This window comes from Sporosarcina sp. G11-34, assembly GCF_026931025.1.
This window is the reverse complement of record NZ_JAHNZW010000005.1, coordinates 121699-135903: the sequence shown is the minus strand read 5'-3', so window position 1 is coordinate 135903 and position 14205 is coordinate 121699. Positions and strand designations below refer to the sequence as shown.

The following is a 14205-nucleotide window of genomic DNA, read 5'->3' as shown; positions in this document are numbered from 1 at the left end:
CAAGATTTCCAAGGCTGTTTCATTCAGTGATTCTATTTGATTTCGGCAAATATTATTCTGCTTATGATAGAATAGAGGAGCGAACGATGCCACTGTCTTTGAAGCGGTGCACCATCTCGCAATAAAACAGAATTTACATACAGTTTAATTCAATCATGCGTAAAATTAAAAATTACTTAAACAAGGAGTGTTTTCATTGAAAATTGAACCATCATTAAAGATGTCCATATTTCAACCCGCTATCTTCGGAGAACTGAAAGCAGCGGCCGAAGCAAAAAAAGCAACAGGTGCTGGGTTATTTGACTTAAGTCTAGGTAGCCCGGATCTTCCGCCGGATGAAAAAGTAAGACGTGTGTTATCGGAACAAAGCCTACAGGCAAGTGCATATGGCTATACACTCGGCGGTACAAAACGCTTTCATGAAGCAGTTGCGAATTACTATAAAAGACGTACTAACGTAATACTCGATCCGGATACCGAAATCATACAAACGATGGGGTCCCAGGAAGGGCTTGTTCATTTACCGTTAGCCTTTTGTAATGAAGGGGATATTGTCTTAACGACGAACCCTGCCTATATCGCATACGAAGCTGGCATCAAGTTAGCGGGGGCGGTTCCCTACGAAATGCCGTTACGTGCAGAAAATGGCTTCTTGCCTGACTTGGATGCAATTCCTGAAGATATCGCACGACAGGCAAAGATGCTCATTTTGAATTTGCCAGGCAATCCTGTTCCGGCTCTGCCCGATGCAGTATTTTTTGACAAAGTTGTTGCGTTTGCTAAGAAACACAACATAATCGTACTTCATGACGCCGCTTATTCGGAATACTATTTCAGTGGGGATGCACCGACCAGCTTCTTATCGACACCAGGGGCGATGGATGTTGGAATAGAAATTAATTCTTTATCTAAAAGCTTTAGTCTTGCGGGGGCGCGCATCGCTTATATCGTTGGTAATGCAGAAGTTATCCGTATCTTTAGAGAATTGAAATCGAATTTGGATTACGGTACGTTTGGGCCAATACAAGAAGCGGCTGTCACTGCGCTGGATCATGCAGAAGAAATTACAGATCGCCTGCGTAAAGAGTTTTCGCAACGCCACAAAGTGTTAATGGAAGGGTTAGCTGAAATTGGCTGGACTGTAACCCCTTCAAACGGCGGCATGTTCGTTTGGGCGAAATATCCGTATGACATGGACGATAAGGAATTCGTCTTCAAAGCGATTGAAAAATGTGGTGTTGTCATGGTTCCAGGAAGTGTCTTCGGTTCAGAAGGTGTTGGATACGTCCGTTTGGCACTCGTCCAGGACGTCGAGACGCTACGAAAAGCAGTTGAGCAATTAAGTAACTTTAACGTTGTTGTGGAAGCTTAATAGAATTAGTAGATAGGGTTAGAAAAGACATGGATATACATGTTTTTTCTAGCCTTTTTTATTGGATATATTTTGGTGTATGAAAGGATTATCGTTAGGCGTAAGTCGCTCCGTAAAACTATTTGTATACTTTTAATAAACGTGATAAGTTAGTTAATAATGAACGTTTGATGCGTTAAAGTTGACTAGCTTAATAAAAGAAAGAGTATTGAACCCAAAAGTAGCTATTCCAGGAACACTACATTAAACTATCAAGAAGCCGAGCTAGAGCTTGAATAATAAACATGTTTATTTCGAGCACGTACTAGAGATATTATTAAAGAGAGAAATTAAATATCAATTAATCGCGATAGATTTAAATCATAAAGGGGACGGAATAATGATGAAAACAACGCTGAAGGAAATCCAACGTATTGTCGAAGAAGTGTTTACTCATTTACATAATAATCCTGAGATTAGTTGGGAAGAAGAAGAGACGACGAAGTATTTACAACGTTTACTAGAGAATGAAGGCTTTGAGGTGACGACATTCGACGATTCTACGGGGCTAGTTGTAACGGTTGGTACCGGTGAGCATTGTGTTGCGCTCCGTACGGACATCGATGCACTTTGGCAGGAAGTTGACGGCGTCTATCAAGCGAACCATTCATGTGGACACGATGCGCATATGACGATGGCGGTTGGCTCATTACTCGTTCTGCGTAAATTTGGCATTCCTGAAAATGGTCGTTTAAAAGTAATTTTTCAACCCGCTGAGGAAAAAGGGACAGGAGCCTTAGCGTTTATAGAAAAAGGCGTAGTGGACGATGTTGATTATTTATATGGTGTCCACCTTCGTCCGATTCAAGATATCGGTCATGGCTACTCGTCACCGGCTACTTTACACGGTTCTGGAAAAATGATCGCTGGGAAAATCAATGGTTCAGATTTACACGCTGCAAGGCCGCATCTTGGTCACAATGCGATTGAAGTGATGGCACAACTTGTTCAGGCCATCAATGCTATCCACGTCGATCCGATGGTTCCACACTCCGCAAAAATGACCAAGTTCGAAGCGGGTGGGGAGTCGGCAAATATTATTCCTGGAAATGGCGTGTTTACCTTAGATGTTCGTGCCCAAACAAATGAAGTCATGGAGAAATTAGTGAGCCAGGTGAAAAGCAAAATAGACTCCGTTGCGGAAATGTTTGATGCAAAGATTGATTATGAAATAACAGCAGAAATTGCAGCTGCGGAAGTCGATGAAAATGCGCAGGAAATCATGGCACAATCGATAAGGGATACAGTTGGGGAAGCGTTTTTAGTACCTCCAATTGTCTCTCCAGGCGGAGAAGATTTTCATTATTACACGTTAAAAAGACCGAATATTAAAGCGACGATGCTCGGACTTGGTTGTGATTTATCCCCAGGGCTTCATCATCCGAAAATGACATTCAATCATGACAGCATCTTAACGGGAATTGAAATACTTTCTCGATCAGTGCTTCGTACATTTGAAGAGCTGGAAAATAAGCAGTGAATTGAATTTTAATTATGTTCAATTGAAAATACTGTGGTTTCATAAAAAGGGGGCGTCGACTATTTGTTGACTCCCTCTTTTATTTATATATGGACATCCAATAAACTAATCTACTGTAAGCCACAAAACGGTTGTGTGAAATTACAGAATTATGTGTTACCATTGTGGATACTATCATTTTTTGTTGTGAAGGGGATGAGGGTTATTGGAGATAAATATTAATAGACTTATGAGCGATATTGAAGCTTATTCACAGTACGGATTGGGTTCAAATGGAGGGGTCACAAGACCTAGTTTTAGTGAAGCTGACTATACAGTTCGAGATGTATTTAAAACTCAATTAGAAGAGATGGGCTTGGAAGTAACGATTGATCCTATCGCCAATATATGGGGGAAACTTCAAGGTAGCCGAGCAAACAATGAGGCAATTATCGTCGGTTCGCATTTAGATACTGTTCCTAATGGGGGAAAATTTGACGGGGCATTAGGTGTACTCGTTGCGAAAGAAATTGTTCAAACGCTAATCGATCATAAGGTCAAATTGAAGCATGATTTAGAGATTGTATCGTTTACTGCTGAAGAATCAAATGAATTTAACTATTCAACAATGGGGAGTAGAGCTTTTGCAGGGAAATTCAAAGAGGCTGAATTAATAGACGCGGTGGACTCTAAAGGTATTAAGCTTTCGGACGCAGTGAAAAAAGCTGGGGGCGATATCAGTAAAATTGAAAAGCTTCCGAACAAGAATATTGCCGCATATCTCGAACTCCATATTGAACAAGGTAGGAAGTTGGAAAAAGAAGACCTGTCGATAGGGATTGTTGATAATATAGTAGGTGTTTATCGAGATAAAGTTATTGTAGAAGGTGTCGCAAATCACTCTGGAACAACAATCATGGAAGAGAGACAGGATGCCTTAGTGGCGGCAAGCGAGATGGTTGTATCTGTGCAGAAACATGCTAAGAAGGTGAATTCTGATGCAGTAGCAACTGTCGGTAAATTAGAGGTTTTTCCAAATGCTACAAATGTTGTTCCGGGGCGGGTTGAATTTATGTTGGAAATCCGTTCGGCAAATAAAATAGAACGAGAATTATTAATCAAGGATATTCAACAATCTTTTAAAGATATTTCGGAAGCTCACAATGTAAAACTATCGTTTATAAACAGGCTAAATCATCAGGAATGCTCATTTGACAAGCAACTCATCGAAGCAATGAAAGACGTCGCCGAGTCACTTGGTCACCCGTATATCGTGATTCCAAGTATGGCAGGACATGATGCGATGCATATGGCAGACATAACAAAGGCCGCAATGTTATTTGTGAAAAGTGCGAATGGTATCAGTCATAATCCGAAAGAGTTCACTGATTCGGAGGATATACGAAAAGGTGCCAACACACTATTACAATCGCTTATAAAAATTGATAAGGAATTAACATTAACTGAGATGCATGAAAGTAGTGTTGATATTTAATTATTACAGTTAAATTGTATAAAGTGAATGATGAAGTCAAGCATATTATCGCTTGGTTTCTTTCACTTTGGCTTTTATTCGGAATGCACGCGAAAATTATTTGCTTAACGGGTCTTGTGGCTAGGAATATGACATAATATAGAAGTAGAGCGTGTGATCAAATTGACGAAAATAACCCCATTCCTGCATACTTAAGTCTAGATTAGGGAAAGTAAGATAAGACAATACAATACTTTATGTAAACGCAACCCTGTTAAGAAATTATAAATTGTGTGTAAGACTAGTTTTATACCGTAAACCTCGAAAATATAGAAAGGTGATGAATACAATGGGTGTACATCAATATTTTAAAAGCTTATCTGATTTAGAACAAATTATTCGCTGTCCAGGAAAATTCAAATTTCAGGAGCACTCCGTTGCTAGCCATTCATTTAAGGTGACAAAAATTGCTCAGTTCCTTGGAACAGTTGAAGAGGAATCTGGACAGAACGTGGATTGGAAAAGCCTGTATGAAAAGGCGTTGAACCATGATTATGCAGAACTTTTCACCGGAGATATTAAGACGCCTGTAAAATATGCTTCGAAAGAATTGAAGCAACTATTTAATGAAGTGGAAGAGGAAATGACCAGAAAGTTTATAGAAAAGGAATTTCCGGCAGAGTTTCAACAAATTTATTTGGAGCGATTGAAAGAGGGCAAAGATGAGACTTTAGAAGGGCGCATCTTATCCGTTGCTGATAAAGTCGATTTACTATATGAATCATTTGGTGAAATTCAAAAAGATAACCCAGAGCCATTGTTTTTAGAGATATTCGAAGAAGCATTGACTACAATACTGCGGTTTCAAGATATGAACTGTGTACAATACTTCCTAGAACATATTCTCACTGATCTGCTCAGCGAACGATTTACAGAACATAGCGAACTAGCAGGCATTGCAATGCGGATTATCAAAGAGAATTAAGGGTAAAGGGCATTTGTAAAATGAGTGTAGAAGCCTGTGCGCGTTATTACTTAGAAAATCCATTACAACTTAATAACTTAAAACGAGGAAGCCGACTATGATGTCGGCTTCCCTTTGGGTTTTTATTCAAACTATTGGATTGTCATAATTCAACCAAGCACAGACGTATTTCTGTTAGAAACGTTCACTAAATTGAATGTAGATAAAAGGATTTACTCCTTTTTTGCCGTATAATCCTTGAAAAGGGGGGAAGTAATTCAGTTGATTGGTCCTGATGAGAAGTGCATTAGCGAACAACCACTAGACACAATGGTTGAGAATCCCCAAAAAACAACCGACAGCACTATACCCCAAAGGTCTAACAGTACATATTGGCGGTACAAAATTTACCGTTGAACAATCTCAATATTATAGAGATGAAAAAGCACTTTTGTTTATTTCATTTGATTTAAACAAGCAGTTTAATAGAACCTAACGTTGAGCCTCCATACGGGCGTTTTTTGTTTACTGAATTTCAGTCGATATAATGGACTCAATAAAGTTAATATTTTTCAACCCGTCATGTCTTACAGCGTAAGCCAACTGTTATAAACTTTATAGTCGTATCGATCTCCCTTGATCTTAGCGTAATGGGCACCTCTGGCGTAAATTTGATTACATCCAAATCGAATTATTTAGTGAATTCACTTCACCTCTGTGAAGCCTGGTGGTACTACTATAAAAACAAAACTCAAATATGATAAGTGAAATCTTCGGGTAAGACTCTTTTTAAGAATTGTTGTGTTCTTTCTTTTTTGGGATGTACGAAAATATCCTTGGGTGTTCCTTCTTCTACGACAACACCGCCATCCATAAAAATCACTTTGTTTGCCACATCTTTTGCAAATGACATTTCATGTGTAACAACCAACATCGTTGTTCCTTCTTGCGCAATATTTTTCATGACTGTTAACACCTCACCGACTAATTCTGGATCCAATGCAGAAGTAGGCTCATCGAATAAAATGATGTCCGGATTCAAAGAAACTGCTCTGGCAATGCCTACTCTTTGTTGTTGACCCCCTGATAATTCACTGGGATACGCATCGTATTTATCTGAAAGTCCGACTTTGTCTAACGACTTTTTTCCAATCTCAACTGCCTTCGCTTTTGGGATCTTCCTTCCAATAACAAGTCCTTCAGTTACATTCTCTAATGCTGTTTTATTATTAAATAAACTATAGTTTTGAAATACAAAAGCAACTCTTTGCCTAATTTTATGAATTTGTTTTTTAGATGCGGTTTTAAGATTTACTTCAATATCCCCAAATAGCGCATGTCCTTTGTCGGCCTTTTCTAGAAAGTTGATGCACCTTAGTAATGTTGTTTTGCCGGAACCACTTGGTCCAAGTATGACGACAACATCGCCCTTATCGATTGTTATGTCAACGCCTTTTAAAACTTCAGTTTTCCCAAAAGATTTATATATATCCTTAATTTCTAACATGCGTATAGCACCCCCGTTTTACTTTCAAGCATTTGCTGGTTTATATTTACTTAAACGTTTCTCATAAAGTTTAAATGCGAATTCCACTAGACTACATAAGATTAAATAAACGAGGAAAATATCGATATAAGCCTCAACGTAATTGTACCCAACATTTGCAGCGACCTTGGCTTTCAGCGTGATTTCTTGTAGTGACATGGCATAGCCCAAGGACGTTGCTTTAATCAAATTGACAGTAGCTGTACAAAGATTTGGCATGGCCACAACTAACGCTTGAGGGATGATAATTCTTCGATAAGCTTGCGAATTTGTAAGTCCGACTGAATGTGAAGCTTCTAGCTGACCTTTATCTACTGTGCTTAAAGCGGAACGAAACACTTCTATTAGAACAGCTGTCGTATTAAAGGAAAAGACAATGAATGCATACCAAATTGGATTCACATCGTACACGTTCATATTGATATTGTATTTTGTGAATATCGAGGTGAGCAGTATAGGAACACTGCTATACACAATGAAAATTTGAATAATGATTGGTGTCCCTCTAACAAAAGAAACGTATACCTGTGCGAAACGATTTAAAACTGGGATTCTATTGATTCTTGTCAAGGCAAGGGAGAAACCTGCTGGTACCGCGATGAGTAAAGCTACAAATGTAACAATCAACGTGATAGGAACCCCCGATAACGCAACAAAAAATGTATCGAATAGAAATTTATAATTTAGACCATCTGACACATTCTCACCACCTTATGTAGTTTCTAATGATTGTTTTCCTTTGCTAAATACCTTTTCTAGTTTCAGGAAGACTTGTTCGATTAAAATTGAGAGCACCCAGTAAATCATTGCTAAAGCAATAAAGATTTCTAATGTATGTGTATTGTAGTTGCTTGCGATAATTAGATTTGCTTTTCCGACGACATCGATTAACCCAATCGTATATGCTAAGGACCCTTCTTGGAGTAGGGCGAGCAAGCCGTTACCGAAATTTGGGATTGCGACTACAAACGCTTGTGGAGCTACGATTCTTCTGTAGGCCTGTGTATTGGTTAACCCAACGCTTACTGCAGCCTCGAATTGCCCTTTGTCTATAGATTGATAGGCGGATCTGATAACTTCAGACATAATGGCCGCGAATTGAAGCGTAAAGGTGATGACAACAAATACCGCTGTGTTAACGTCATGAAGGTATAGCCCGAAGTTATCTCCGATGGCAGGAATTCCGTAATAAACTAAAAATAGAAGCACAATGGAAGGGGTACATCTTAATACTGTCGTGTATCCATTCGCTAATACGCTGGCAAATTTATTTTCCCCGATTTTTGCAGCTGCAATTACAAAGCCTAAAAGTGTTCCGAATAGTACAGATAGACCGGCAACCATAAATGTTACTTTTAAAAACGGAAGTAACAGTGGAAGTGATTCCCATATAAATGTTGCGTCAAAATACTTTTCCATATCTTCACTCCATCGTAAAAAGGTAATAATCAAAGGCTGTCGAGTTTACGGCACACCCAACAGCCTTTCATTATGTAGCTATATACTTATCGATTCACGGAATCCAATACTTCAAACAAATCTTTGCCATAAAACTCTTTGCTCAATTCACTTGTTTTCTTATCGTCTTTTATTTGTTTGATGGCTTTATCGTAAGCATCTGCAAATTCTTGTTCTTTTTTGTTAAATAGGGGCCATGTTTTGATGACGTCGAACTCATTGTAAACAACTTCGTCTTTCAAATTATGATATGGGCTATCTACATCAGATACTTGTTTTTCAAAATGTCCTTCAATCGCCACTCCGCCCTCTGCACGCCCTTCAATTACCCACTGAACGACGTCAACTGTAAAAGCATCGCCAGCTACAAGGTTTACCTTGTTGTCGGGGAATTCATTGTTATATTCCTCGATGATTGTATATTGTGCATTGTTGGCAGCTATCGGAGCCAATGAAAATCCAGCTGAAGCAAAATCTGCTAGTGTCTTTATGTGTTCATTTTCTTTTTTAAGCAATAAGCCAGCGCTACTTAATCCAAGGAATTCCTCAGGAAAAATAAACTTTGCCGTTCTTTCCTCTGTCCAGAAAGCATTTTTCACACCAGCTTGAAATTTTCCTTGTTCTACGCCAATGAGCAGGTCGTCGCTTGTTGTCCCGATATATTCAAATTCATATTGAGGAAGTAGCTCATCGACTAATTTCATGACTTCGACGTCATAGCCCGTTGGATTTCCATCATCATCCAACCAAGACATCGGTTTTGAAGCTTGATCATAAGCGACTTTTACCTTTCGAACATCGGAATCGTCGCTGGCAGTAGAACTTCCTGATTTGTCACCTGAGTTACAAGCTGTTAAAACAGCGACCAAAGCCGAACCGATAATAATTCCTTGCAAATACTTTTTAATTTTCAACTTATACAACCCCTTTTGTTTTTATTTGTCCTATTAAAATAAAGCTTTAGATTTCTTTTGTTCTATAGCTGACAAGGCCAAGTTTCTAATCGTCATGTCATCCGCTGGGGGATTATGCAAACCTGCCCGAACGTTTCGGTAGTATCGTTGTAAAGGATTGCCGCGCTGTAGACTTTTTGCACCTACAATTCTCATCGCCTTATCGACAATCGTAATTGCTGAATTTGTAACAGTGTGTTTGACGACACCAACCTCATTTGTTAGATAGCCTCTTCGAGATTCATCGTCATATGCTTCAGCAACACTATAAATAAGATGCCTTGCTTGTGTTAGCGCTAAATCTATTTCACCAAGCAGTTGTTGGACATTTGGTAATTGGCTAATGGGTCCATTTAAACTATTTGGGGAATGAGTATTGGCGAAGTGTACAGCGTAATCCCTTGCGGCTTGCGCAATTCCGAGATAACAAGCGGGAATATGAAGGAGCCAGCCATTAAATTTTCCGCCTTTCGGAACATCAGGAAGTTCAACTAGTTTTGACTCATCGACTTTTACATTTTGGAGAACGAGATCGTGACTTGCAGTTCCCTTCATTGAGATGACGTCCCATGTCTCATCAATCGATAGACCTTCTAAATCTTTATGTAGCAGGAAGAATCCAACCTTTTGTTTTTCTTCAATCCATGCAGATGTTAGAAAATAAGTTAATACTGGAGAGGCGGTTGTAAAACTTTTACGTCCCGAAATCTCCCAATACCCATCTTTTTTTACCGCATTTGTTCCTGGGCGTCCCCCTCTGGTAGGGCTTCCTGTTTGTGCTTCGCTGACTGAACGATTTGTTAATGCACCATTTAAGACTTCTTTGGAAAAAGACTCCAGATCCTTTTGTTTCCAAAGTTTTTGTTCAAAAATGTCTCCAACAACCCCAAAATTCCAGCCGATAGAAAGAGCTGTGTTTTCGTCAAAGCTGGCAAGCGTTTCTTGAAAAAGGATCATTTCGTAGACTCCTAATCCCTCACCTCCATAAGCCTTTGGCAGTGTGATACTACTGTAGCCCATATCTATCAAGTCTTGGATGTTATCTTTAGGGAAGATTGAGAATTCATCGGTTTGTACTGAAGTATTTTTAAACTTTGTTTCTTTCTCATACAACTTTTGCATCCATTTTTTTTGGGGTTCCGTTTTTACAAACAAATTAATCACGTATTCACTCCTAGTTATTATTGAAAAATAGCATGCTCTTTCACCTTAATATATTAAACCTATCAGTTTAGTAGGACTACTAATTACTAAGTCTAACTAAGCTTAGTTGAAGTGTCAAGATGGTTCTGTGATTGACAATTTCATTTCACATCAATATTGGGGTATCCATCATAAATGCATGAAACCAACAAGAACGGTTAAACTTTCATGATTGTTTGTGGTATAGGTTTCGATTTTAGAGTTCAGGTGCCTATGCGCGGAAACATTTAGACAATAGACTTGAACTGCATAAAGTGAAGTATGTTAGTCAACTAATTCAGCATTTGGTTGACTAACTTTTATAATATTTATAGAGATCCTTGAATTGCCATAATTAAACAATGCACAAGTACCCGTCAAAATAACGGACAGAATAATCCTATTAAGGATGGGCTCATCTAATATAATTGACTTGTTTTTGTTAACTATTTGATAAGGAGGAGCGCGACTATAATCGCGCCCGTATTTATTTACAATGCACTTCGATAATCTGTATTATTTTTTACGCTCAATAATGCCTGCTTTTATCCCTTGTTCTGTGGGTGCTTTCACAAACGGGAATGTTATATCATGATCACCACCAAGGCCAATTAGAAACTTCCCGCTATTCCAAAGTTCACTAGTAAAGTTTGTGATAAGCTCCATGGTTTCATCAACATCGGATGGTACGACATCGACATCGCAATATTACCAATCCCATTGTGTTCGAATACATCGATATATTATGCACTGGCAAATAGCCACTGTATCTTGCTGATGTTAATCGCATCACTTTTGGGCCAAGCTCGCAACCGGCAAAATCGCCCCAAGTAACAGCACCTACCCATGGAACTCCGTATACAACAGCGTCTATATCCTCCAATGATTTGTCAGTAGATATATTTTTTGTTCCAAGGAAACAAAGTGTATTCCCGTAAATATTGTTGGCTATAATTGTTCAAACCCCTTCTCGAAGGATTTACAATGTTATATTTGATTGAATATTTCATGCTCTTTTAAATTTAGTCATGTTATATTTAAAATTAATTAAAAGCCGTTTCTTTTAGTCAAACTTCTAACCTAATTTTGGAGAATGTATATTTTTTTTAACTGATTATAAGATTATCCTGTTTTAACGATAGGAAGGGATGCGCAGATAAATACTGGATAGTGGAATATATCAATCAAGTGTCACTATTCCGTTCGTCTAAACAGGTTTTGTCACAGTAACAGATTTCGATGGATATTTAATTGTTTTACAGATATAAAAATTCATAATTGCATGCTGCCTCACATAAATAATAGTGTATCTACAGGAGGCGGGAATAATTATGAAAGAAAATAATAGACGGGAATCGAATTCTTCCAATCATCTAAAGGGACTGCATTCACAGACAGTAGGTGAAAGGGGTCCAGTGCTGGAGCAGGACACGATATTACATGAAACATTGGAGGGGCTTGTTCATACAAAAATTATAGAAAGACCTGTACATGTTAAGGGGTTTGGCGCTTTTGGGTATTTTGAGACGGTGTATTCTATGGCGCAATACACCAAGCTTTGTTTTTTACAAAATCCTGGGCAGCAAGTTCCTGTTACGGTAAGATTTTCACTCGCCGCAAGTAATAAAGGTACGCCGGACGCTTCGCGAAATATACGTGGCTTTTCCTCTAAGTTTTATACCGAACAAGGGATTTTTGATCTGGTATGCAACCATATCCCTGTATTTTTAATACGTGATGCCATTCGTTTTCCAGAGGCGATTGCGGCTTTATCTCCCTCGCCGGTCAATAACCTGACGGATCCGGAAATGTTCTGGAGCTTCGTCGAGAGAGCGCCAGAATCGACTAATTTAGTTGTTCGGCTTTTCTCTGATTCCGGCACTGTAAAAAGTTTTCGCCACATGCCAGGTCATAGTGTGAACACCTACGTTTGGAGGAATAATCAGGGCGTTCGCAGTTATGTTAAATATCACTGGTTTCCCGATGCTGGGGAGCAGTATTTAAACAGCGAAGAAGCGGCAAGGTGTAACGCTGAGAATCCGGATATTGCAGGTCAGGATTTGTATGATACGATAGCGAACGGAGAACCAGTTATCTATGGGCTGTATGTGCAGCTTATGAATCCAGAGGACGAAAAAAGTCTTCCCTTTGACCCGTTAGATGACACAAAGATATGGGATGAACGGCAGTATCCGCTTATACCAGTAGGCCGATTGACGTTGAACCAAAATCCGGAAAATTATATGGAACAAGTGGAGAAAGTGGCGTTTTCACCATCTAATCTCTTGGAGGGAGCAGAACTATCAGATGATAAGTTGCTGCAGGGACGTGCCAATATTTATTGGGATTCGCAGCGTCGGCGATTGGGACCAGATTTTCGCAAAATACCTATCAATCATCAGCAATACTGGTCGCCAGATTCTCTTGTGACCAGCGGCAATGGCAGATATGTGGAGGGGCATCTTGTACGATCAGATATACCAATACAGGATGATTTTACGCAGGCTGGTCAATTTTATAATGCTCTATCCCCTGAACAACAAGACCGTCTAGTCAATAATCTTTCGGCTGGGCTTGCCGGCATATCTCAAGAAACGCAACGTACTGTTTTGACCTATTTGTCCAACGCATCGCCGGAAATGGGGGAACGCGTTACCGGGAAAATCGAAGAAGTGACAAAGGGTTAAATTGAAAAAACATAAGGAATTTCAGCAAAAATACGGGATTGATGCAAGGGCCATATTCGATTGAGCGTGGCTTTTTTTGTTGTGTAAATAATGGGGTCACCACTGAAAATGTTTCAAATTGAACAACTACTTTTCATTAATAAATGGATGAACATTGACACTAGACGGGTTAGTATTTAAAATTAACAAGTAGGTATATAAGAATAGGGTAGGGTGAAACAAATGAAGGTTATAACAGTAGAGAATCAAGAACAAGGTGCTCAAAAAGTACTGGAAATGATGAAGGAACAGCTTGATGCAGGAAAACTAGACGTGCTCGGCCTGGCGACAGGAAGTACGATGATTCCGATTTATGAAAAATGGGTAGAATCTGATCTCTCATTCGAAAATGTGACGACTTTTAACCTTGACGAGTATGTAAGCCTAGAGGCGAATGACAAAAACAGCTATTCATTTTTTATGGATGAGCATTTATTTGGGAAAAAGAAATTCAAGAAAACATATATTCCGAACGGCGTTGCTGAAGACTTGGAGGCTGAGTGTGCTGCGTACGAAGAACTGCTTCGTCAGCACCCACTTGATGTCCAGTTTCTCGGCATAGGAGTAAATGGTCACATCGCATTCAATGAGCCAGGTACATCGTTTGAATCTGTTACGCATATTGCACAATTAACTGATTCGACACTGGGCGTAAACAGCCAGTTTTTCGACAATGATAAGCAGATTCCTGACACTGCATTAACTATGGGTATAGCCTCAGTTCTAGCAGCGAAAAAGATTATATTGCTAGTATTTGGCGAGAAAAAACGCTTTGCGCTTAAAAAGCTCATGGAAGGTAAAACGACTACGGAATATCCGGTAACTGCACTGATTAAGCATAGTGACGTAACTGTTATTACCGATATTAAGGATTTAGTTAAGTAATTGAAAGGTCATTTAGGGAGAGAATATTGCCCTAGATGGCTTTTTTATTTGGTCATTTTAATAAAGTAGATCCTATTTATTGAGGTTTTAATATTTATTTTCAAAAAAGACTCGTATTAATATACATTTAGTAGTATAATTATAACT

Annotated in this window: 12 protein-coding genes; 6 read left to right on the top strand and 6 right to left on the bottom strand. The window is 39.0% G+C overall.

Going from position 1 to position 14205, the window contains the following annotated elements; genetic code table 11:
- The first annotated feature begins 196 nt into the window (after nt 1-196).
- The 4 genes from KSU66_RS08715 (at nt 197) to KSU66_RS08700 (ending at nt 5329) form a co-directional block, all read left to right on the top strand.
- Nucleotides 197-1372, top strand: a complete 1176-nt coding sequence (locus tag KSU66_RS08715; protein WP_269051053.1) for an aminotransferase class I/II-fold pyridoxal phosphate-dependent enzyme — start codon at nt 197-199, stop codon at nt 1370-1372.
- A gap of 379 nt (nt 1373-1751) precedes the next feature.
- Entirely contained in the window at nt 1752-2891 is a 1140-nt protein-coding gene (locus KSU66_RS08710) for a M20 peptidase aminoacylase family protein (RefSeq protein WP_329958791.1), read from the top strand.
- A 205-nt stretch (nt 2892-3096) separates the two neighbouring features.
- Nucleotides 3097-4365, top strand: a complete 1269-nt coding sequence (locus KSU66_RS08705) for a M20 family metallo-hydrolase (protein ID WP_269051052.1) — start codon at nt 3097-3099, stop codon at nt 4363-4365.
- 328 nt (nt 4366-4693) lie between these two features.
- Nucleotides 4694-5329: an HD domain-containing protein gene (locus KSU66_RS08700; RefSeq protein WP_269051051.1), complete on the top strand. Its 636-nt coding sequence runs from the start codon at nt 4694-4696 to the stop codon at nt 5327-5329.
- A gap of 730 nt (nt 5330-6059) precedes the next feature.
- On the opposite strand, the gene KSU66_RS08695 is transcribed toward KSU66_RS08700, so the two are convergent.
- The 6 genes from KSU66_RS08695 to KSU66_RS21330 all read right to left on the bottom strand — a co-directional run bounded on the left by KSU66_RS08695 (nt 6060) and on the right by KSU66_RS21330 (nt 11113).
- Nucleotides 6060-6815 (bottom strand): amino acid ABC transporter ATP-binding protein, encoded by a 756-nt coding sequence (locus KSU66_RS08695; protein ID WP_269051050.1) that lies wholly within the window; start codon nt 6813-6815, stop codon nt 6060-6062.
- Between the two features lie 24 nt (nt 6816-6839).
- Complete coding sequence (locus tag KSU66_RS08690) at nt 6840-7553, bottom strand: amino acid ABC transporter permease (protein WP_269051049.1); 714 nt, start codon at nt 7551-7553, stop codon at nt 6840-6842.
- Nucleotides 7554-7565: 12 nt separating this feature from the next.
- A complete protein-coding gene (locus tag KSU66_RS08685; RefSeq protein ID WP_269051048.1) occupies nt 7566-8273 on the bottom strand; it encodes an amino acid ABC transporter permease in 708 nt (235 codons plus the stop codon).
- A gap of 86 nt (nt 8274-8359) precedes the next feature.
- Nucleotides 8360-9226, bottom strand: a complete 867-nt coding sequence (locus KSU66_RS08680; RefSeq protein ID WP_269051047.1) for a transporter substrate-binding domain-containing protein — start codon at nt 9224-9226, stop codon at nt 8360-8362.
- Nucleotides 9227-9259: 33 nt separating this feature from the next.
- Nucleotides 9260-10429, bottom strand: a complete 1170-nt coding sequence (locus tag KSU66_RS08675) for an acyl-CoA dehydrogenase family protein (protein WP_269051046.1) — start codon at nt 10427-10429, stop codon at nt 9260-9262.
- Between the two features lie 534 nt (nt 10430-10963).
- Complete coding sequence (locus tag KSU66_RS21330) at nt 10964-11113, bottom strand: arginase family protein (protein ID WP_329958790.1); 150 nt, start codon at nt 11111-11113, stop codon at nt 10964-10966.
- 665 nt (nt 11114-11778) lie between these two features.
- Between KSU66_RS21330 and KSU66_RS08665 the strand changes: the two genes are divergently transcribed.
- Nucleotides 11779-13134, top strand: a complete 1356-nt coding sequence (locus KSU66_RS08665) for a catalase (protein WP_269051045.1) — start codon at nt 11779-11781, stop codon at nt 13132-13134.
- Between the two features lie 222 nt (nt 13135-13356).
- Nucleotides 13357-14058, top strand: coding sequence for a glucosamine-6-phosphate deaminase (locus KSU66_RS08660; RefSeq protein WP_269051044.1), 702 nt, complete (start codon nt 13357-13359; stop codon nt 14056-14058).
- Nucleotides 14059-14205 lie beyond the last annotated feature (147 nt).

Bases quoted from the DNA above. Each gene is read 5' to 3' on its own strand.
- KSU66_RS08710 (WP_329958791.1), top strand. From the start codon at position 1,752: ATGATGAAAACAACGCTGAAGGAAATCCAACGTATTGTCGAAGAAGTG.
- KSU66_RS08700 (WP_269051051.1), top strand. From the start codon at position 4,694: ATGGGTGTACATCAATATTTTAAAAGCTTATCTGATTTAGAACAAATT.
- KSU66_RS08695 (WP_269051050.1), bottom strand. From the start codon at position 6,815: ATGTTAGAAATTAAGGATATATATAAATCTTTTGGGAAAACTGAAGTT.
- KSU66_RS08685 (WP_269051048.1), bottom strand. From the start codon at position 8,273: ATGGAAAAGTATTTTGACGCAACATTTATATGGGAATCACTTCCACTG.
- KSU66_RS21330 (WP_329958790.1), bottom strand. From the start codon at position 11,113: ATGGAGCTTATCACAAACTTTACTAGTGAACTTTGGAATAGCGGGAAG.
- KSU66_RS08665 (WP_269051045.1), top strand. From the start codon at position 11,779: ATGAAAGAAAATAATAGACGGGAATCGAATTCTTCCAATCATCTAAAG.
- KSU66_RS08660 (WP_269051044.1), top strand. From the start codon at position 13,357: ATGAAGGTTATAACAGTAGAGAATCAAGAACAAGGTGCTCAAAAAGTA.